Source organism: Streptococcus pseudopneumoniae (assembly GCF_001072665.1).
Classification (GTDB): domain Bacteria; phylum Bacillota; class Bacilli; order Lactobacillales; family Streptococcaceae; genus Streptococcus; species Streptococcus pseudopneumoniae_S.
In genome coordinates, this window is the sequence record NZ_JVJI01000016.1 from 59007 (window position 1) to 80021 (window position 21015).

Below are 21015 nucleotides of genomic sequence, written 5' to 3' on the forward strand. Positions count from 1 at the left end.
TATGAAAAAACTAACTAAAAAAATCACACAATTTATCGAAAACTTTAAAAATGTCCATGCGGAAGCTCGTAAAATTGGTTTTGCAGGAATCATGCGCTTGCTATGGAAAGATCTCTTTGTCGGTCGCAGTCTTTTCCAGTGGTTGTATCTCATTGCCTTGTCAAGTGTTCCCTTGATCTTGGAATTCACGCAAAATACGGAAAGTCATGACTGGCTTAGCTTGTTTGCATCTTGGACTGGGATTGTCTGTGTTATCTTGGTAGCAGAAGGGCGTGCAAGCAATTATCTCTTTGGGGCTATTAACTCAGCTATCTATTTGATTTTGGCCATGAATGCGACTTTTTATGGGGAAGTTTTGACGACCGTTTACTTCTTTGTCATGCAACCAATCGGTCTCTATGCTTGGCTGTCCAACCGTATCAATGAACAGGAAAAACCAGAAGAATCCCACTTTGAAGCTAAGAAATTATCTGTTCTTGACTGGCTCAAGTACTTGTCCTTGACTGCTATCATTTGGATTGGTATGGGCTTGGCTTATCAAAGTATCAATAGCGCTCGTCCTTTCCGTGATAGTGTTACTGATGCGACAAATGGTGTTGGTCAGCTCTTGATGACACGTCTTTACCGCGAGCAATGGATTTTCTGGATTGCAACCAATATTTTTAGTATTTATCTCTGGTGGGGTGAAAATATCCATATCCAAGGGATGTACTGGGTTTACACACTCAACAGTCTAGTGGGTTGGTACCAATGGACTAAGGCAGTTCGAAAGGAGGCATAAAATGACGGATACGATGATTCCAGCAGGGATGACGGAAAAAGAATATTATGAAATCCATGCCAGTCAGGAAGAGTTTTTAGACTGGTACTACAAACAGGAGCTCCCACAATATGAAAAACCAAGTGTGACAGTAGATATGGTGGCCTACTGCTTTGTTGAAGGAAAGATCAAGCTCTTGCTGATTCGTCGCAAGGCTCACCCTTATCAAAACTGTTTGGCCTTAGTTGGAGGTTTTATGGATAAGGGAGAAGATGCTGCTCATGCCTGTCAGCGAGAAGTAAGTGAAGAAGTCAATCTCGATCTTCCTTTAGAAAAAATCGAGCAATTGATGACCGTATCGACCCCCGGTCGTGACCCCCGGGGTTGGACAGTGACCATTGCTCACTTGGTGTATTTGCCTAGTCGTGCATTAGAACTGGTTCAGGCAGGTGACGATGCCAAGGATGTCGTTTTCGTAGATGTCGATTTTCAGTCGGGCAAATGCTTCTTGGAGGGAGTGGAGCTGGACGAGCAAGCCTTCGCCTTTGACCATTATGCCATTATCCAAGAATCCATCAAACGAATCCAAGGTCGACTTGACTGGAATCCGACCTTCCTTTATCTGCTGGAGGAGGAGTTCACTGTCTACGAAGGGACTGAACTGGTCAATCTTATCAACCCCGGTCGTCCAATCGTCAGCAATAACTTTCTCGTAAAATACGGAGAATATGTAGAAGAAGTCGGACTCAAACGAGTGCCTAAAAAGAAACCAAGAAAAACCTATCGATTAAAATAAAAGGGAGGTCGGGACAAAGTTCCCGACCTCTTTATGAACCATCATGAGATGGTTTTGTGTTGTGACTGCTTTTATGGGTGGCTATCTTTCTTAGAATTGCTCAACAGGTGAGTAAAGAAGTCTTTGTATCGTTGCTTGAGATATTTCTCATGCAAAACTAACAAAGCGATATAGAAAATCATAAAGACTGTAGTCAGATAGAAGACATCAAATGTAGTCTGAGCGTAGCGAATTGCAGACTGATAAGACCAGAAAGCTCCCAAAATCATCCAAGGAAGATACTTGTAATACTTGTTTAGCATAAGAATGCACCTCCTATATTCTATTTCAATGTTATTATATTCCTTTGTACTTAAAGATGCAAGCGATTACACAAGAGTGATTTAAAAATATTACTCAAAATAGGAATTTTTTTTCTGTTTTTTCTATTAGATTACGAATAAAAGAGTAGGAGGAGTAAATTTATCTAAAGTATTTAAGATTTTTAAAATAGTTTAGATAAATTGTTGACATATTCAAATTTCAATGTTACAATTATATTACAAAAAGATTTCTTTATATTTCTAAAACATTACAAAGGAGTAGAAAAATGAAAAAGAAAACCTATATCAAATTGATGGCAGCAACTGTATTGGCTTCTACCTTGCTATTAGGAGCTTGTGGAAATAAAAAGGAAACAACTCAAGCAAGCAGTTCTGCTAAGACAAGCCAATCATCAAGTTCTAAAATAGCTTCTTCTAGCAAAGAAAGCAAGACTCAGAAGTCCTCAAGTTCAACTTCATCTGAAAAGACTAAGGCGTCTACTGATCAATCTTCAGCAACTGCAACGCCATCACAAGCGGCACCAGAACAAAGACAAGGCCAAGAAGTGTCTAATCAACAGACAGCTAGTCAACAAACTCCTGCTCAGGCTCCTCAAGCCCAGTCTAACCAATCAAGCTATGATCCTACAACTGACCGCAAACTTCAAGACAAGCAAGCAGAACACAACAAACGCTACAAGGGTGTTTTAACCATGGTTGATGGTGATTTCTCAGCAGCTGCAGGCAACTGGAAGGGTGCCAATGGTGAAACCATCACAGTTTCATCAGGAGGCAAATTCACAGTAGAATCTGCTGATGGAAAGAAAGAAAACTACTCTATCAGAGACTATTCTTATACTCTTGACGATGGTAAGTATAATGCTACAATCGGTGGAGGAAAGACCGTTCAAATTACCACAGGTGCAGATGGCAAGGTTTCCAGTGTTGTTTTAGCTCAATAGTAGAATTTAGAATCTCAAGTTTATAGACATTTTAAAAACCCGTAACTGAATGAAGTTTACGGGTTTTCTGTGTTTAAACTTTGTCTAATTGCAAGAGAGCTTCAATCTCTGCCAGAGTGCTAGCTTGTGAAATGGCTCCACGGAGTTTGGCTGCGCCAGATGTTCCACGGAGGTAGTGAGGAGCGAGGCCACGGAATTCACGAACTGCGACGTTTTCCCCTTTGAGGTTAATCAAACGTTTCAAGTGTTCATAGGCGATTTTCATCTTATCTTCAAAGGTCAAATCAGGTAGGATTTCTCCGGTTTCAAAGTAATGGTTGATTTGGTTAAAGAGGTAGGGATTTCCCATGGCTGCGCGGCCAATCATGACTGCGTCAGCACCAACTTCTTCGATACGTTGTTTGGCTTCTTGAACTGTGCGGATGTCGCCGTTAGCGATGAAGGGAATCTTGGTCAAAGCTTGAGCGACCTTGTGAAGGGTCTCAAGGTCTGCGTGACCTGTATACATTTGCTCACGGGTACGGCCATGCATGGCGAGGGCAGAAACGCCTGCAGCCTCAGCAGCGAGGGCATTTTCTACTGCTAGAGATGGGTCAGCCCAGCCGGTACGCATCTTGACAGTAAGTGGAATATCAAGGACAGACTGGACCTTGTTGATGATAGAGTAAATCTTATCTGGATCCTTGAGCCACATAGCGCCAGCTTCATTCTTCACGATTTTGTTAACTGGGCAGCCCATGTTGATATCGACGATATCGGTCTTAGTGTTTTCTTGGATGAATTCTGCTGCGCGTGCTAGGCTGTCTTCATCACTACCAAAAAGTTGAATAGAAACAGGGTTTTCGCCTTCATCGATATGAAGCATGTGCAGGGTTTTTTCGTTGTTGTATTGGATTCCCTTGTCAGAGACCATTTCCATTACAACGAGCCCAGCTCCGAGCTCTTTTGCGATGGTACGAAAGGCTGAGTTGGTGACACCAGCCATAGGTGCTAAAACAGTACGATTGGGAATCTCAACATTGCCAATCATAAAAGGTGTATTAAGATTTGTCACGAATGAGTTCCTCCAGGTCGTTTTCATCAAAGTTGTAAGTAGTTTGGCAGAATTGACAAGTGATTTCTGCCCCATGGTCTTCCTCTTTCATTTCCTGTAAGTCTGAGCTTGGAAGGCTAGCAAGAGCGTTCATAAAGCGCTCATGGCTACAGTCACATTGGAAACGAATTTCTTCTTCAGAAAGACGCTTGTAGGCCTCCTCACCGTAGATTGCCTTGAGGAGGGCTTCGATATGGTCTTCACTTTCGAGAAGCGTTGAGATAGCTGGCATTTCTTGGATGCGTTTTTCAAAGCGAGCAATCTCTTCTTCCTTGGCTCCCGGCAAGACTTGGACTAGGAAACCACCTGCAACCTTGACCTTGTCGTCCTCGTCCAAAAGGACATTGAGGCCGACTGCTGAAGGCGTTTGTTGGCTTTCAGTCAGGTAAAAGGCAAGGTCTTCACCAATTTCCCCAGAGATAAGGGGAGTCATAGAGTTGTAAGGATTTCCAGTACCGTAGTCTGTGATAACGAGAAATTGACCATTTCCAACAAAAGGTCCGACTAGAACTTCACCAGTTGCAGTCTTTTTGATGTCAACACCAGGATTTTGAACATAGCCTTTGACGTTCCCCTTGGTATCAGCGACCGTGATAATGGCACCTAGAGAGCTAGATCCCAGTACCTTAACCGTTAGTTTGGTATTTCCCTTTTCATTGGCTGCGAGAATCTGGCTAGCGATAAGAGTTCGACCAAGCGCTACAGTTGAGCTAGCTTGGGTTTGGTGTTTTTCTTGAGCAGTGCGGACGGTTTCTGTGCTATCAAGGACAAAAGCACGAAAGGCGCTACTTTCTGATATAGTTTTAATAATTTTATCCATAGCTACTATTTTAGCATAAAAATGTCCAAAGGGGGAGCCGTGTGTTTGCTGATTTTCAGGATAATGGACCAGGAAATCAGCATGAAAATAAAAAGAGAAACAGATTATTTCAGCATTTGTAAGATTTATGCTATGCTTAAGGTAGAAAATGAAAGGGGTAACAAATGTATTTAGGAGACTTGATGGAAAAGGCCGAATCTGGCCAATTTTCAATCCTTTCCTTTCTATTACAAGAGTCTCAGACAACTGTCAAGGCTGTAATGGAGGAAACAGGATTTTCAAAAGCAACCCTAACCAAATATGTCACCCTACTCAATGACAAGGCTTTGGACAGTGGCTTAGAGCTGACTATTCACTTAGAAGATGAAAATCTGCGTCTATCGATCGGTGCAGCGACCAAGGGGAGAGATATTCGGAGCCTGTTTTTGGAGAATGCTGTTAAATACCAGATTCTTGTTTATCTTCTCTACCACCAACAGTTTTTAGCCCATCAGCTGGCTCAAGAATTGATGATTAGTGAGGCTACGCTTGGTCGCCACTTAGCTAGTTTGAATCAGATTTTGTCAGAATTTGACTTATCCATCCAAAATGGACGTTGGCGAGGTCCAGAGCATCAGATTCGCTATTTCTATTTCTGTCTTTTCCGCAAGGTCTGGTCGAGTCAGGAATGGGAAGGTCACATGCAGAAACCAGAGAGAAAACAGGAGATTGCCACTTTAGAAGAAATCTGCGGTGCAAGTTTGTCTTCGGGTCAGAAATTGGACTTGGTTCTCTGGGCTCATATCAGTCAACAGCGTCTTCGGGTTAATGCTTGTCAGTTCCAAGTGATAGAAGAGAAAATGCGAGGGTATTTTGACAATATTTTCTACCTTCGTTTGCTGAGAAAGGCTCCGTCCTTTTTTGCTGGACAACACCTTCCTCTAGGAACTGAGGATGGGGAGATGATGATTTTCTTCTCTTTCCTCCTATCTCATCGCATTCTTCCTCTTCATACTATGGAATATATCCTTGGTTTTGGAGGGCAGTTGGCCGATTTGCTGACACAGTTGATTCAAGAAATGAAGAAGGAGGAGTTGCTGGGTGATTATACAGAGGATCACGTTACCTATGAACTCAGTCAGCTTTGTGCTCAAGTCTATCTCTATAAGGGCTATATTTTACAGGACCGCTACAAGTACCAGTTGGAGAATCGTCATCCTTATTTTTTGATGGAACATGATTTTAAGGGGATAGCAGAGGAGATTTTTCATGCTCTACCTGCCTTTCAGCAGGGGACGGATTTGGATAAGAAAATTCTCTGGGAATGGCTCCAGTTAATCGAATATATGGCTGAAAACGGTGGCCAGCATATGCGGATTGGTCTGGATTTGACATCTGGTTTTCTTGTCTTTTCAAGGATGGCAGCCATTTTGAAACGGTATTTGGAATACAATCGTTTTATCACCATTGAAGCCTATGACCGAACTCGGCATTATGATTTGCTGGTTACCAATAATCCGATTCATAAGAAGGAACAAACACCAGTTTATTATTTAAAAAATGACTTGGATATGGAAGATTTAGCAGCGATTCGTCAGTTATTATTCACTTAAAAGGCTTGGTTGTTCCAGGTCTTTTTGTGAAATTCGCACAATCTCCTCACATTTTTTTAAAAATTAAAAAAAGTTGATGAACAAGAAAGCGCTTTATTTTGTATACTAGTTAGTGTAAAGAGGAAACATCCTCAAGATCTTTATCAGGAGGACAGCACATGTCACAAGAAAAATACATCATGGCCATTGACCAGGGGACTACAAGTTCTCGTGCCATCATTTTCAACAAAAAAGGAGAAAAGGTCAGCTCGAGTCAAAAAGAGTTTACTCAGATTTTCCCTCAGGCAGGTTGGGTAGAGCACAATGCCAATGAAATTTGGAACTCAGTCCAGTCAGTTATTGCGGGAGCTTTCATCGAAAGTGGTGTCAAGCCAAATCAAATCGAAGCAATCGGGATTACCAACCAGCGTGAAACAACTGTCGTCTGGGATAAGAAAACAGGGCTCCCTATCTACAATGCTATTGTTTGGCAGTCACGCCAGACAGCACCTTTGGCTGAACAACTAAAAAGTCAAGGTTATGTGGAAAAATTCCATGAAAAGACTGGTTTGATTATCGATGCTTACTTCTCAGCGACTAAGGTTCGTTGGATTTTGGACCATGTAGAAGGCGCTCAAGAGCGAGCAGAAAAAGGGGAATTGCTCTTTGGCACTATCGATACTTGGTTGGTTTGGAAATTGACTGACGGTGCGGCTCACGTGACCGACTACTCAAATGCAGCTCGTACCATGCTTTATAACATTAAAGAACTCAAATGGGATGATGAGATTTTGGAAATTCTCAACATTCCTAAGGCTATGCTTCCGGAAGTTCGTTCTAACTCTGAAATCTACGGTAAGACAGCCCCATTCCATTTTTACGGTGGAGAAGTGCCAATCTCAGGTATGGCTGGGGACCAACAGGCAGCCCTCTTTGGACAGTTGGCCTTTGAACCTGGTATGGTTAAAAATACTTATGGAACAGGTTCTTTCATCATCATGAATACTGGGGAAGAGATGCAGTTGTCTGAGAACAATCTTTTGACAACCATTGGTTACGGTATCAATGGCAAGGTTTACTATGCCTTGGAAGGTTCTATCTTCATCGCAGGAAGCGCCATTCAGTGGCTTCGTGACGGTCTTCGCATGGTGGAAAATTCACCAGAATCTGAAAAATACGCTCGTGATTCTCACAACAATGATGAAGTTTATGTCGTTCCAGCCTTTACAGGTCTAGGTGCTCCATACTGGAACCAAAACGCTCGCGGTTCTGTCTTTGGCTTAACTCGTGGAACAAGTAAAGAAGACTTTATCAAGGCGACTTTGCAATCTATCGCTTATCAAGTGCGTGACATCATCGACACCATGCAAGTGGATGCGCAGACAGCTATCCAAGTCTTGAAAGTAGACGGTGGTGCAGCTATGAACAATTTCCTCATGCAGTTCCAAGCTGACATTTTGGGAATCGATATCGCACGCGCCAAAAACTTGGAAACAACAGCTTTGGGGGCAGCCTTCTTAGCAGGTTTGTCAGTAGGTTACTGGAAAGACTTGGATGAGTTGAAACTCTTGAACGAGACAGGAGAACTTTTTGAACCATCGATGAACGAATCTCGTAAGGAACAACTCTACAAGGGTTGGAAGAAGGCTGTAAAAGCAACTCAAGTCTTTGCGGAAGTAGACGACTAATACTGGAAGAATAAAGCGACTCAGTTAGAAAGTGTGTAAATATGGAATTTTCAAAGAAAACACGTGAATTATCAATTAAAAAAATGCAGGAACGTACCTTGGACCTCTTGATTATCGGTGGAGGAATCACTGGTGCTGGTGTAGCCTTGCAGGCGGCAGCTAGCGGTCTTGAGACTGGTTTGATTGAAATGCAGGACTTCGCAGAAGGAACATCTAGCCGTTCAACAAAATTGGTTCACGGAGGACTACGTTACCTTAAGCAATTTGATGTAGAAGTGGTATCAGATACAGTTTCTGAACGTGCAGTGGTTCAACAAATCGCTCCACATATTCCAAAACCAGATCCAATGCTCTTGCCAGTTTACGATGAGGATGGAGCGACCTTTAGCCTCTTCCGTCTGAAAGTAGCGATGGATTTGTACGACCTTTTGGCAGGAGTTAACAACACACCAGCTGCTAACAAGGTTTTGAGCAAGGAAGAAGTCTTGGAACGCCAGCCAAACTTGAAGAAAGAAGGTTTGGTAGGAGGTGGGGTTTACCTTGACTTCCGTAACAACGATGCGCGTCTCGTGATTGAAAATATCAAACGTGCCAACCAAGACGGTGCCCTCATTGCTAACCACGTGAAGGCAGAAGGCTTCCTATTTGATGAAAGTGGTAAGATTACAGGTGTTGTAGCCCGTGATCTCTTGACAGACCAAGTCTTTGAAATCAAGGCCCGTCTGGTGATTAACACAACAGGTCCTTGGAGCGACAAGGTACGCAATTTGTCTAATATGGGAACCCAATTCTCACAAATGCGTCCAACTAAGGGAGTTCACTTGGTAGTGGATTCAAGCAAGATCAAGGTTTCACAGCCAGTTTACTTTGATACAGGTTTGGGTGATGGCCGTATGGTCTTTGTTCTTCCACGTGAAAACAAAACTTACTTCGGTACAACAGACACAGACTATACAGGTGATTTGGAACATCCAAAAGTGACTCAGGAAGATGTAGATTACCTACTTGGCATTGTCAACAACCGCTTCCCAGAAGCAAACATTACCATTGATGATATCGAAAGTAGCTGGGCAGGTCTTCGTCCATTGATCGCAGGCAATAGCGCTTCTGACTACAATGGAGGAAATAACGGAACCATCAGTGATGAAAGCTTTAACAACTTGATTGCGACTGTTGAATCTTATCTCTCTAAAGAAAAAACGCGTGAAGATGTTGAGTCTGCTGTCAGCAAGCTTGAAAGCAGTACCTCTGAGAAACATTTGGACCCATCTGCAGTTTCTCGTGGTTCTAGCTTGGACCGAGATGATAATGGTCTCTTGACCCTTGCTGGTGGTAAAATCACAGACTACCGTAAGATGGCTGAAGGAGCTATGGAGCGCGTGGTTGACATCCTCAAATCAGAATTTGACCGTAGCTTTAAACTCATCAATTCTAAGACTTACCCTGTTTCAGGTGGGGAATTGAACCCAGCAAATGTGGACTCAGAAATCGAAGCCTTTGCGCAACTTGGAGTGTCACGTGGATTGGATAGCAAGGAAGCTCACTATCTCGCAAATCTCTATGGTTCAAATGTACCGAAAGTCTTTGCCCTTGCTCATAGTTTAGAACAAGCACCAGGACTCAGCTTGGCAGATACTTTATCACTTCACTATGCAATGCGCAATGAGTTGGCTCTTAGCCCAGTTGACTTCCTCCTTCGTCGTACCAACCACATGCTCTTTATGCGTGATAGTTTGGATAGCATCGTTGAGCCAGTTTTAGATGAAATGGGACGATTCTATGACTGGACAGAAGACGAGAAAGCAACTTACCGTGCGGATGTTGAAGCAGCCCTTGCTAACAACGATCTAGCGGAATTGAAAAATTAAGAAAAACTAGAAGAGAGGGAGACAAGCCTTCCTTGCCTTCCCTCTCCTTCTTTAAAATGGAGACAACGATATGATGAAAGAATTATTTGGAGAATTTTTGGGGACTTTAATCCTGATTCTTCTAGGAAATGGTGTTGTTGCAGGTGTGGTTCTTCCTAAAACCAAGAGCAACAATGCAGGTTGGATTGTGATTACTATGGGTTGGGGAATTGCTGTAGCCGTTGCGGCTTTTGTATCTGGCACGCTCAGCCCAGCCCACCTAAATCCAGCTGTAACGTTTGCGATGGCCTTAAAAGGAACGCTCTCTTGGGCTTCCGTTTTCCCATACATCCTAGCTCAGTTCGCAGGGGCTATGCTGGGTCAGATTTTGGTTTGGTTGCAATTCAAACCGCATTATGAGGCAGAAGAAAATGCAGGCAATATCCTGGCAACCTTCAGTACTGGACCAGCTATAAAAGATACTGTATCAAACTTGATTAGTGAAATCCTAGGAACTTTTGTATTGGTATTAACAATCTTTGCTTTGGGACTTTATGACCTTCAAGCAGGAATCGGAACCTTCGCAGTGGGAACTTTGATTGTCGGTATCGTTCTATCACTAGGTGGAACAACAGGTTGTGCCTTGAACCCTGCGCGTGACCTTGGACCTCGTATCATGCACAGTATCCTTCCAATTTCAAACAAGGGAGACGGAGACTGGTCTTATGCCTGGATTCCTGTTGTGGGACCTGTTATCGGTGCAGCCTTGGCCGTGCTTGTATTCTCGCTTTTCTAATCTAGAAAACAATTATGTTGATAGAGCTTGAGATGAAGATCTCAGGCTTTTTCATTGAGTATAACTTCTTAGAGCTAGCCTCCAACGATAATAATCATTCCTTTAAAAGTAGGAATAATAAAGGCAATAGTTTTTGCTTTTTTATGTGAAAAATCTCACTTTTGTTTTCTGCTATTTTATGCTAAAATATTAAAAATCAAATTTTAATTCTGAAGTTGGTAACTAAGATGGGAGCGTTACATGTCTAATTCATTTATTAAGTTGTTAGTCTCTCAATTGTTTGCAAATTTAGCAGATATTTTCTTTAGAGTAACAATCATTGCTAACATATACATTATTTCAAAATCAGTAATTGCCACATCACTAGTTCCCATTTTAATAGGGATATCCTCTTTTGTTGCGAGTCTTTTAGTTCCTTTAGTTACTAAAAGGATAGCGCTAAATAGGGTTTTATCTTTCTCTCAATTTGGAAAGACTATATTATTGGCGATACTGGTAGGAATGTTTACCGTAATGAAATCAGTAGCGCCTTTGGTAATCTATCTATTTGTTGTTGCAATTTCAATATTGGATGGTTTTGCAGCACCTGTTTCCTATGCTATTGTGCCACGCTATGCGACCGATTTGGGTAAGGCTAACTCAGCTTTGTCAATGACTGGTGAAGCTGTTCAGTTAGTGGGTTGGGGATTAGGTGGACTCTTGTTTGCAACAATTGGTCTGTTACCTACCACGTTTATCATTTTAATCTTGTATATCATTTCTAGCTTTCTGATGTTATTTCTTCCTAAGGCTGAAGTGGAGGTGCTAGAGTCAGAGACTAATCTTGAAGTTTTGCTCAAAGGTTGGAAGTTAGTTGCTAGAGATCCTAGATTAAGACTTTTTGTATCAGCAAATTTATTTGAAATTTTCTCAAATACAATTTGGGTTTCTTCCATTATACTTGTTTTTGTAACGGAGTTATTAAATAAAACGGAAAGTTACTGGGGATATTCTAATACAGCATACTCTATTGGTATTATAATTAGTGGCTTAATTGCTTTTCGGCTATCTGAAAAGTTTCTTGCTCTTAAGTGGGAAAGTATTCTTTTTTCTCTTATAGCCATGGCAATAGTGACGCTGACTATTCTATTTTTTCCAAATGCACAGATGTTTTTAGTATTTTCAGCTTTAGTTGGTATGTTATCGCAGCTAAAAGAAGTTCCTGAAAGTGTATTTCTTCAGGAAACAGTAGAGGAAAATAACTTGGTTAATGTCTATTCCGTTCTGGAAGTGATTTCGACACTAGCATTTTCAGTATTTGTTTTGCTAATGAGCTATATTACTGAGAGTTTTGGTATTAGCATCAGTTTTTGGCTATCAGCCATTTGTCTGATGATAGAAGCTATTTTAATTTATATCAGACGAGATTATTTTAAATGAGAGACTGGTAAAAAAGTCTTGAAAAATTAGAAAAGCGCATAGTATCGGGTGTTGAAAAAACTTGATATTGTGTGTTTTATTATAGGAAGATTTACCTCATTTTCTACTGAAATTGAGTTTTTGCCCAGCTTCACTCTATTTAAAATATACATAGAAAAAGCGCATAATCCTTAAAATAAACTGAAATCTAGTGAAAATGTGCGGTAAACAATTGAAAAACTAGTCTATAAAGTGGTACAATGGTAGAAAAATACTATAGTAAGAGTCTATCTTATTTAGCAAAAAATTACAGAAATGAATGGTTTTTCTTGATGAAACAGAGAAAAGAATTGTACCTCTTTCTTGGTCGGACAGCCTTGTATTTTCTTATCTTTCTAGGGCTGCTTTACTTCTTTAGCTATCTTGGTCAGGGTCAAGGAAGCTTTATCTATAATGAATTTTAACTTGAAGGAGAATTCCTATTGTGTCAAATAAACCAATAGTAGATATGATTGAAACCATTGAGCATTTTGCTCAGACACAGCCTAGCTATCCTGTTTACAATGTTTTGGGACAGGAACACACTTATGGAGATTTAAAGGCTGATTCGGATAGTTTGGCTGCAGCCATTGATCAACTGGATTTGCCAGAGAAGTCTCCTGTGGTCGTTTTTGGTGGCCAAGAATATGAAATGTTGGCAACCTTTGTAGCGCTGACTAAGTCAGGTCATGCCTACATTCCCATTGACAGTCATTCAGCCTTGGAGCGAGTTTCAGCTATTTTAGAAGTAGCGGAGCCAAGTTTGATTATTGCCATCTCAGACTTTCCATTGGAGCAGGTTTCTACACCGATGATGACTCTAGCTCAGGTTCAAGAAGCCTTTGCTCAGGGGAATAACTATGAGATCACGCATCCAGTCAAGGGAGATGATAATTACTACATCATCTTTACTTCTGGTACGACTGGTAAGCCAAAGGGAGTGCAGATTTCACATGATAATCTCCTCAGCTTTACTAACTGGATGATTACGGACAAGGAATTTGCGACGCCAAGTCGTCCGCAAATGCTGGCTCAGCCACCTTATTCTTTTGACCTGTCTGTCATGTACTGGGCTCCGACCTTGGCACTAGGTGGTACGCTCTTCGCTCTTCCTTCAGCTATTACTCAGGACTTTAAGCAACTCTTTGCGACCATCTTTTCATTGCCAATCGCTATCTGGACATCAACGCCTTCTTTTGCGGATATGGCCATGTTGTCAGAAGACTTTAATAGTGAGAAAATGCCTGGAATCACGCATTTCTACTTTGATGGCGAAGAATTGACGGTCAAAACGGCTCAAAAACTACGTGAGCGTTTCCCGAATGCCCATATTATCAATGCCTACGGCCCAACAGAAGCGACAGTAGCCCTGTCAGCAGTTGCTGTGACAGGCGAGATGCTAGCGACTCTCAAACGCCTACCAATCGGCTATACCAAGGCTGATTCTCCAACCTTTATCATTGACGAGGAAGGCAATAAATTGCCAAATGGCGAACAGGGAGAAATCATTGTGTCAGGACCAGCTGTTTCAAAAGGTTATATGAACAATCCTGAAAAAACAGCAGAAGCCTTCTTTGAGTTTGAAGGTCTGCCAGCCTATCACACAGGAGATGTGGGAACTATGACAGATGAAGGCTTACTTCTCTACGGCGGACGCATGGACTTCCAGATTAAGTTCAACGGTTACCGAATTGAGCTAGAAGATGTCTCTCAAAACCTCAATAAGTCTCGCTTTATCGAGTCTGCTGTAGCTGTGCCACGTTATAATAAAGACCACAAGGTGCAAAATCTATTGGCTTATGTCATCTTGAAAGACGGTGTTCGTGAGCAGTTTGAGCGAGATATTGATATTACCAAGGCTATCAAGGAAGATTTAACAGATATCATGATGTCCTACATGATGCCGTCTAAATTCCTTTATCGAGACAGTTTGCCACTGACTCCAAATGGAAAAATTGACATCAAAGGATTGATTAACGAGGTGAATAAGAGATGATGGAGTTCTTTCAACAGCTTCCTCATTTAGAGCCATACGGCAATCCTCAGTATTTTGTTTATGTGATTGTTGCAACCTTGCCCATCTTTATTGGCCTCTTTTTCAAGAAACGCTTTGCCTGGTACGAGGTGTTGGTTAGCCTCTTCTTTATCGTTACCATGCTGGTAGGTGAGAAGACCAATCAACTAGCTGCCTTGGGTATTTATCTGTGCTGGGAAATATTGCTCCTGCTTTTCTACAAGCATTATCGAAAAAGCAAGGATGGCAAGTGGGTCTTCTACTTAGTTAGTTTTCTGTCCCTACTTCCGATTATCTTTGTCAAGGTGCAGCCAGCTATCAATGGAACGCAGTCTTTGCTTGGGTTCTTGGGAATTTCTTACCTGACCTTTCGTTCGGTTGGGATTATCATCGAGCTGAGAGATGGAGTGATTAAGGATTTTAGCCTCTGGGAATTCCTCCGCTTCCTACTCTTCATGCCGACTTTTTCAAGCGGGCCAATCGATCGCTTTAAGCGGTTTAATGAAAATTATCAGACCATTCCTGAGCGAGATGAGTTGATGGATATGCTGGAAGAGGCTGTCAAGTATATCATGCTTGGCTTTCTATATAAGTTTATCATAGCTCATATTTTAGGAGAGACCTTACTCCCTCCTCTAAAGAATCTAGCCCTACAGTCAGGTGGCTTTTTTAACCACTATGCCTTGGCAGTCATGTATACCTTTGGTCTAGAACTTTTCTTTGACTTTGCAGGGTACTCTATGTTTGCCTTGGCAATCTCAAACTTAATGGGGATTCATAGTCCAATTAACTTCAACAAGCCTTTTTTATCAAGGGATTTAAAGGAATTTTGGAATCGCTGGCACATGAGTCTCTCTTTCTGGTTCCGTGACTTTGTCTTTATGCGAATGGTGATGGTACTGACTAGAAAGAAGGTCTTTAAGAATCGTAATGTAACCTCAAGTGTGGCCTATATTGTAAATATGCTGATTATGGGATTTTGGCATGGAGTGACCTGGTACTATATCGCCTATGGCCTCTTTCATGGATTAGGCTTGGTTATTAATGATGCTTGGATTCGTAAGAAAAAAACGCTCAATAAGGAACGGAAAAAAGCAGGGAAAGCTGCTCTACCTGAGAATCGCTGGATTCAGTTGCTTGGCATGGTTATCACCTTCCATGTCGTCATGCTGTCATTCTTAATCTTTTCTGGATTTTTGAATGATTTATGGTTTAAAAAATAAAGGAAATAAAATATGGATATCAAATCAGAAGTTATTGAAATTATTGATGAGTTGTTTATGGAAGATGTTTCTGACATGATGGATGAAGATCTTTTTGATGCAGGTGTCTTGGATAGTATGGGAACGGTTGAGTTGATTGTGGAGATTGAAAACCGTTTTGATATTCGTGTCCCTGTTACAGAGTTTGGTCGCGACGACTGGAATACAGCCAATAAAATCATAGCTGGTATTGTGGAGCTACAAAATGCTTAAACGCTTATGGTTAATCTTTGGGCCTATCTTCATAGCTGGATTTTTGGTTCTTCTACTCATCTTTTTTTATCCAAGTACAACAAGCCATAATCTGACGGAGGAGAAATATTCGGCGGCTTCTGTTAGTGTAGAGAGTTTTAAAGAGAGAAGCCAAAAAGTAAGGGCTCTTACAGATCCAAATATGCGTTTTATTCCTTTTCTAGGGTCCAGTGAATGGATTCGATTTGATAGTGTCCATCCAGCTGTTTTAGCCGAGAAATACCATCGTCCCTATCGTCCTTACTTTTTAGGTCAAGCAGGAGCAGCCTCTCTAAATCAATATTTTGGCCTACAGCAAATTTTGCCAGAAATAGAGGATAAGCAGGCAGTATTTGTAATTTCGCCTCAGTGGTTTACGGAGGCTGATTATGAACCCGCAGCATTTCAGAGATTTTTTAACAGTGACCAATTGACAGCTTTTCTGGAAAATCAATCTGGTGACACTGCTGCAAAGCATGCGGCTATTCGATTGTTAAAGCAGAATCCTAATGTTGCATTAAAAGGCATTGTTCAAAAACTGTCAAAGGGTGAAGAATTATCAGAGGTTGATCAGGTTGCTATTAATATTTTTGCCCGATTCAATGAGAGACAGGCTTCTCTATTTGGTCAGTTCTCCATTAGAGGAAAACTCAAATATAAGGAACATGTGGAAAATTATTTAAAAGATCTTCCAGATCAATTTTCTTACCAAGAGTTAGAAAAAATTGCTCGAAAGGATGCAGAAGCCAATACGACCAATAATGATATGGGGATGGAAAATCATTTCTATACGAGAGAGGTTAAGAAGGATTTGAAAAAATGGGAAGGGTATCAAAAGAATTACAGTTTCCTAAAATCATCTGAATATAATGATTTACAGTTGGTTCTCAATCAATTTGCAAAATCGAAAGTTAATGTCCTCTTTGTCATCCAGCCTGTCAATAAGAAATGGATGGACTACACAGGGCTCAGAGAAGATATGTACCAGCATGCAGTGGAGAAAATTCGTTACCAATTAGAAAGTCAAGGTTTCACTAATATTGCTGACTTTTCAAAAAATGGAGGGGATCCTTATTTTGTTAAGGATACCATTCACCTAGGTTGGTTGGGTTGGCTTGCTTTTGATAAGGCAGTTGATCCTTTCCTATCCAATCCCACGCCAGCTCCGACTTACCATCTGAATGAACGCTTTTTCAGCAAAGATTGGGCGACTTATGATGGAGATGTCAAGACATTCAAATAGATAATAATATATAGAAGAGTTCAAGAATGAAACTGGTTTTCACGTTTTTTCTTGACTCTTTTTTTGGTTGTGATATAATTAACCAGTAAATAATTTTTCAAAGAATAGTATTTTTCTCTTAAAAAAGAGAAGTCCAAAAGGAAAGGAGTCAGATATGAGACAGCTAGCGAAGGATATCGATGCTTTTTTAAATGAGGTGATTTTGCAGGCGGAAAATCAGCATGAAATTCTAATAGGTCATTGTACTAGCGAGGTAGCTCTGACCAATACCCAGGAGCATATCCTCATGCTCTTGTCGGAGGAATCTTTAACCAATTCAGAGTTGGCTCGTCGCCTCAATGTCAGTCAGGCGGCGGTTACCAAGGCCATTAAATCTCTGGTTAAGGAAGGGATGTTAGAAACATCTAAAGATCCTAAGGATGCGCGTGTGATTTTTTACCAGTTGACTGATTTGGCTCGTCCAATCGCTGAGGAGCACCATCATCACCATGAGCATACACTTTTAACTTATGAACAAGTGGCGACTCAGTTTACTCCAAATGAACAAAAAGTGATTCAGCGGTTTTTGACTGCTTTAGTAGGAGAAATCAAATAATGAGATACATTACGGTAGAGGATTTATCCTTCTATTATGATAAGGAGCCTGTTCTTGAACATATCAATTATAGTGTTGATAGTGGGGAATTTGTTACCTTGACAGGGGAGAATGGGGCAGCTAAGACGACACTGATTAAAGCCAGTCTTGGAATCCTTCAGCCACGCATTGGAAAGGTGACTATTTCAAAGACAAATACGCAGGGTAAGAAATTGAGAATAGCCTATCTTCCTCAACAGATTGCCAGTTTTAATGCTGGTTTTCCAAGTACGGTTTATGAGTTTGTCAAGTCGGGTCGCTATCCGCGAAAAGGTTGGTTCCGTCGTTTGAATGCTCATGATGAGGAGCATATCAAGGCTAGTCTGGACTCAGTTGGCATGTGGGAACACAGAGACAAACGCTTGGGTTCTCTATCTGGGGGGCAAAAGCAGCGAGCGGTGATTGCGCGTATGTTTGCTTCTGACCCAGATGTGTTTATCCTAGATGAGCCGACAACGGGGATGGATGCAGGAAGTAAAAATGAATTTTACGAACTCATGCACCACAGCGCCCATCATCACGGCAAGGCTGTTTTGATGATTACCCATGATCCTGAAGAAGTTAAGGATTATGCGGACCGCAATATTCATCTAGTCCGTAACCAAGACTCACCATGGCGTTGTTTCAACGTTCATGAAAATGATCAGGAGGTGGGCCATGCTTAGTTTGTTATCTTATGACTTTATGCAACGTGCCTTTCTGGCCGTTATTGCCATGAGTCTTTTCTCGCCAGTTCTTGGAACCTTCCTTATCTTGCGTCGTCAGAGTTTGATGAGTGATACCCTTAGCCACGTCTCGCTTTCAGGTGTAGCCTTTGGGCTGGTTCTGGGGATTTCGCCAACTATTTCCACTATTGCTATTGTCTTGATTGCGGCGGTCTTTCTGGAGTATCTCCGTACGGTTTACAAGAGCTTTATGGAAATCGGGACAGCTATCCTCATGTCAACAGGTCTGGCAGTTTCTCTGATTGTCATGAGCAAGGGCAAAAGCTCGAGTTCAATGAGTTTGGACCAGTATCTTTTTGGTTCAATCGTGACGATCAGCGAAGAGCAGGTTATTTCCCTCTTTGTCATTGCGGCGGTTGTTTTGATTTTGACCTTCCTCTTCCTTCGTCCTATGTATATCTTGACCTTTGATGAGGATACGGCCTTTGTGGATGGCTTGCCAGTTCGTACCATGTCCATTCTTTTTAACATGGTGACGGGGGTGGCCATTGCACTTATGATTCCTGCTGCGGGAGCTCTTTTGGTATCGACCATTATGGTCTTGCCAGCTAGTATTGCCCTGCGTCTGGGGAAAAACTTTAAATCGGTTATGCTGCTTGCCAGTGCTATTGGATTTTTGGGAATGGTAGCAGGACTTTACATTTCCTACTATGCAGAAACACCTGCAAGTGCAAGTATTACCATTATTTTTGTAACTGTTTTTTTACTCATCAGTTTAGTAAGACGTTTTATCAAATAGGAGACTAACGTGAAAAAAATTAGCTTATTGCTAGCCAGTCTATGTGCCTTGTTTTTAGTGGCTTGTTCCAATCAAAAGCAGGCAGATGGCAAACTAAATATCGTGACAACCTTTTACCCTGTCTATGAATTTACCAAGCAAGTCGCAGGAGATACGGCTAATGTAGAACTCCTCATCGGTGCTGGTACAGAACCCCATGAATATGAACCGTCTGCCAAGGCAGTTGCCAAAATCCAAGATGCAGATACCTTCGTTTATGAAAATGAAAACATGGAAACATGGGTTCCTAAATTGCTAGATACCTTGGATAAGAAAAAGGTGAAAACCATCAAGGCGACAGGTGATATGTTGCTTTTGCCAGGTGGTGAGGAAGAAGAGGGAGACCATGACCATGGAGAAGAAGGCCATCACCATGAGTTTGACCCCCATGTTTGGTTATCACCAGTCCGTGCCATTAAACTTGTAGAGCACATCCGTGATAGCTTGTCAGCAGATTATCCTGATAAAAAAGAGACCTTTGAGAAGAATGCTGCTGCCTATATCGAAAAATTGCAAGCCTTGGATAAGGCTTATGCAGAAGGCTTGTCTCAAGCCAAACAAAAGAGCTTTGTAACGCAGCACGCAGCCTTTAACTATCTCGCCTTGGACTATGGACTCAAACAAGTCGCAATCTCAGGCCTTTCTCCAGATGCAGAACCATCAGCTGCTCGTTTGGCAGAATTGACAGAGTATGTCAAGAAAAATAACATTGCCTATATCTACTTTGAAGAAAATGCTTCACAAGCCCTTGCTAACACACTTTCAAAAGAGGCAGGTGTCAAAACAGATGTCCTCAATCCTTTAGAAAGTCTAACAGAAGAGGACACCAAGGCTGGCGAAAACTACATTTCCGTGATGGAGAAAAACCTCAAGGCTCTGAAACAAACAACGGACCAAGAAGGCCCAGCAATTGAGCCTGAAAAGGCAGAGGATACCAAGACAGTTCAAAATGGTTACTTCGAGGATTCAGCTGTCAAGGACCGCACCTTGAGTGACTATGCAGGTAACTGGCAATCAGTTTATCCTTTCCTTGAAGATGGCACGTTTGATCAAGTCTTTGACTACAAGGCTAAGTTGACTGGTAAGATGACTCAGGCTGAGTACAAGGCCTACTATACAAAAGGCTATCAGACAGATGTGACTAAGATTAATATCACTGATAATACTATGGAATTTGTTCAAGGTGGACAAAGTAAGAAATTCACCTACAAGTATGTTGGTAAGAAAATCTTGACTTACAAGAAAGGCAATCGTGGCGTGCGCTTCCTCTTTGAAGCGACAGATGCGGATGCTGGACAGTTCAAGTATGTTCAGTTTAGTGACCACAATATCGCCCCAGTTAAGGCAGAACATTTCCATATCTTTTTTGGAGGCACAAGCCAAGAAGCCCTCTTTGAAGAAATGGATAACTGGCCAACCTACTACCCAGATAACCTATCTGGCCAAGAAATCGCTCAAGAAATGTTGGCGCATTGATGAGAAACCGACTAGTTCATAAGAGCTAGTCGGTTTTTGGGTACTAGATGGCTAACTTCATGATAGACCTTTCAGATACCTAAGGCACTTTAAAAAATAAATAAAACTCTTGAAATATCGGGGTTTATATGCTAGAATGTAGTTAATTGATAAGGTTCATTAGAACACCAAAGCCCCTAACTACTGGCATAGTTAAGGGCTTTTTTGACGTATCTTAGCGATTTAACGGGTGTTGATAGGCTAGTCACTCGGTCTACTCCTTACTATCTAGCCATCTGCAGACGAAATACAGGATAATCCCTGCTATGACGTCCGCTATAATAGTAAGAGCGAGCTCTATGATAAGGTTCATTAGTTTCACCTCCTCTCACGAACCGTAAGGAACGTAATCGGTAACCGATGACAAAAATAGTATATCACATTAAATTTAGATCATCAACCTCGCTTAATGATTGAAATTTTGGAGGTCAGTACATCCAATGATGTTTTTTGTGAGTCTTTTAAAGGGATTAACCGTTACTTGTTTCGTTTCTTTGTCCACGACTTGTAAAGCTCAGATAGTATGTTGATAATCAACAGA

General features: G+C 41.5%; 20 protein-coding genes. 17 read left to right on the forward strand and 3 right to left on the reverse strand.

All coding sequences use genetic code 11. The features are described 5' to 3' along the window. Position 1 precedes the first annotated feature (1 nt). Entirely contained in the window at positions 2–781 is a 780-nt protein-coding gene (pnuC, locus tag ADH52_RS01630) for a nicotinamide riboside transporter PnuC (RefSeq protein ID WP_049509674.1), read from the forward strand. A gap of 1 nt (position 782) precedes the next feature. Then, positions 783–1556 (forward strand): NUDIX domain-containing protein, encoded by a 774-nt coding sequence (locus ADH52_RS01635; RefSeq protein ID WP_049509675.1) that lies wholly within the window; start codon positions 783–785, stop codon positions 1554–1556. 71 nt (positions 1557–1627) lie between these two features. On the opposite strand, the gene ADH52_RS01640 is transcribed toward ADH52_RS01635, so the two are convergent. Then, the gene (locus ADH52_RS01640; protein ID WP_049491151.1) at positions 1628–1858 is read right to left on the reverse strand and encodes a hypothetical protein; all 231 of its coding nucleotides are present in this window, start codon (positions 1856–1858) and stop codon (positions 1628–1630) included. A gap of 287 nt (positions 1859–2145) precedes the next feature. On the opposite strand from ADH52_RS01640, the gene ADH52_RS01645 reads away from it, so the two are divergent. Continuing rightward, complete coding sequence (locus tag ADH52_RS01645) at positions 2146–2820, forward strand: hypothetical protein (RefSeq protein ID WP_049509677.1); 675 nt, start codon at positions 2146–2148, stop codon at positions 2818–2820. Positions 2821–2893: 73 nt separating this feature from the next. Here the strand turns inward: ADH52_RS01645 and dusB are convergent, their stop codons facing one another. Both dusB and hslO read right to left on the reverse strand, forming a co-directional pair. Beyond that, a complete protein-coding gene (gene dusB, locus ADH52_RS01650) occupies positions 2894–3874 on the reverse strand; it encodes a tRNA dihydrouridine synthase DusB (RefSeq protein ID WP_049491155.1) in 981 nt (326 codons plus the stop codon). Continuing rightward, entirely contained in the window at positions 3861–4733 is an 873-nt protein-coding gene (gene hslO, locus ADH52_RS01655) for an Hsp33 family molecular chaperone HslO (RefSeq protein ID WP_049509679.1), read from the reverse strand. The genes dusB and hslO overlap by 14 nt, the downstream gene beginning before the upstream one ends. A 164-nt stretch (positions 4734–4897) precedes the next feature. On the opposite strand from hslO, the gene ADH52_RS01660 reads away from it, so the two are divergent. From ADH52_RS01660 to adcA, 14 genes are all read left to right on the forward strand, one after another. After that, entirely contained in the window at positions 4898–6325 is a 1428-nt protein-coding gene (locus ADH52_RS01660; protein ID WP_049509680.1) for a helix-turn-helix domain-containing protein, read from the forward strand. Between the two features lie 158 nt (positions 6326–6483). Further along, entirely contained in the window at positions 6484–7992 is a 1509-nt protein-coding gene (gene glpK, locus ADH52_RS01665; RefSeq protein ID WP_000076784.1) for a glycerol kinase GlpK, read from the forward strand. A 41-nt stretch (positions 7993–8033) separates the two neighbouring features. Then, positions 8034–9860: a type 1 glycerol-3-phosphate oxidase gene (glpO, locus tag ADH52_RS01670; RefSeq protein ID WP_049509682.1), complete on the forward strand. Its 1827-nt coding sequence runs from the start codon at positions 8034–8036 to the stop codon at positions 9858–9860. A 70-nt stretch (positions 9861–9930) separates the two neighbouring features. Next, positions 9931–10635, forward strand: coding sequence for an MIP/aquaporin family protein (locus ADH52_RS01675; protein ID WP_020902151.1), 705 nt, complete (start codon positions 9931–9933; stop codon positions 10633–10635). Positions 10636–10875: 240 nt separating this feature from the next. Beyond that, a complete protein-coding gene (locus ADH52_RS01680; protein WP_049509684.1) occupies positions 10876–12054 on the forward strand; it encodes a ryptide export MFS transporter in 1179 nt (392 codons plus the stop codon). 311 nt (positions 12055–12365) lie between these two features. Beyond that, on the forward strand, positions 12366–12497 hold the full coding sequence (locus ADH52_RS01685) for a teichoic acid D-Ala incorporation-associated protein DltX (RefSeq protein ID WP_000813667.1): 132 nt from the start codon (positions 12366–12368) through the stop codon (positions 12495–12497). A gap of 20 nt (positions 12498–12517) precedes the next feature. Continuing rightward, positions 12518–14068, forward strand: a complete 1551-nt coding sequence (gene dltA, locus ADH52_RS01690; RefSeq protein ID WP_049509686.1) for a D-alanine--poly(phosphoribitol) ligase subunit DltA — start codon at positions 12518–12520, stop codon at positions 14066–14068. Continuing rightward, positions 14065–15309 carry a D-alanyl-lipoteichoic acid biosynthesis protein DltB gene (gene dltB / locus ADH52_RS01695; RefSeq protein WP_049509689.1) on the forward strand — a complete coding sequence of 415 codons (1245 nt, stop codon included), beginning with the start codon at positions 14065–14067 and terminating at the stop codon, positions 15307–15309. The genes dltA and dltB overlap by 4 nt, the downstream gene beginning before the upstream one ends. Positions 15310–15321: 12 nt before the next feature. After that, entirely contained in the window at positions 15322–15561 is a 240-nt protein-coding gene (dltC, locus tag ADH52_RS01700) for a D-alanine--poly(phosphoribitol) ligase subunit DltC (protein ID WP_000351967.1), read from the forward strand. Further along, complete coding sequence (dltD, locus tag ADH52_RS01705; RefSeq protein WP_049491172.1) at positions 15554–16822, forward strand: D-alanyl-lipoteichoic acid biosynthesis protein DltD; 1269 nt, start codon at positions 15554–15556, stop codon at positions 16820–16822. The genes dltC and dltD overlap by 8 nt, the downstream gene beginning before the upstream one ends. A 154-nt stretch (positions 16823–16976) precedes the next feature. Beyond that, on the forward strand, positions 16977–17417 hold the full coding sequence (gene adcR, locus ADH52_RS01710) for a zinc-dependent transcriptional regulator AdcR (protein WP_001249308.1): 441 nt from the start codon (positions 16977–16979) through the stop codon (positions 17415–17417). Further along, a complete protein-coding gene (locus tag ADH52_RS01715; RefSeq protein WP_001269496.1) occupies positions 17417–18121 on the forward strand; it encodes a metal ABC transporter ATP-binding protein in 705 nt (234 codons plus the stop codon). The genes adcR and ADH52_RS01715 overlap by 1 nt, the downstream gene beginning before the upstream one ends. Further along, positions 18114–18920, forward strand: coding sequence for a metal ABC transporter permease (locus ADH52_RS01720; protein ID WP_000950030.1), 807 nt, complete (start codon positions 18114–18116; stop codon positions 18918–18920). Before ADH52_RS01715 ends, ADH52_RS01720 begins: the two co-directional genes overlap by 8 nt. A gap of 9 nt (positions 18921–18929) precedes the next feature. After that, a complete protein-coding gene (gene adcA, locus ADH52_RS01725) occupies positions 18930–20435 on the forward strand; it encodes a zinc ABC transporter substrate-binding lipoprotein AdcA (protein ID WP_049509693.1) in 1506 nt (501 codons plus the stop codon). Positions 20436–21015 lie beyond the last annotated feature (580 nt).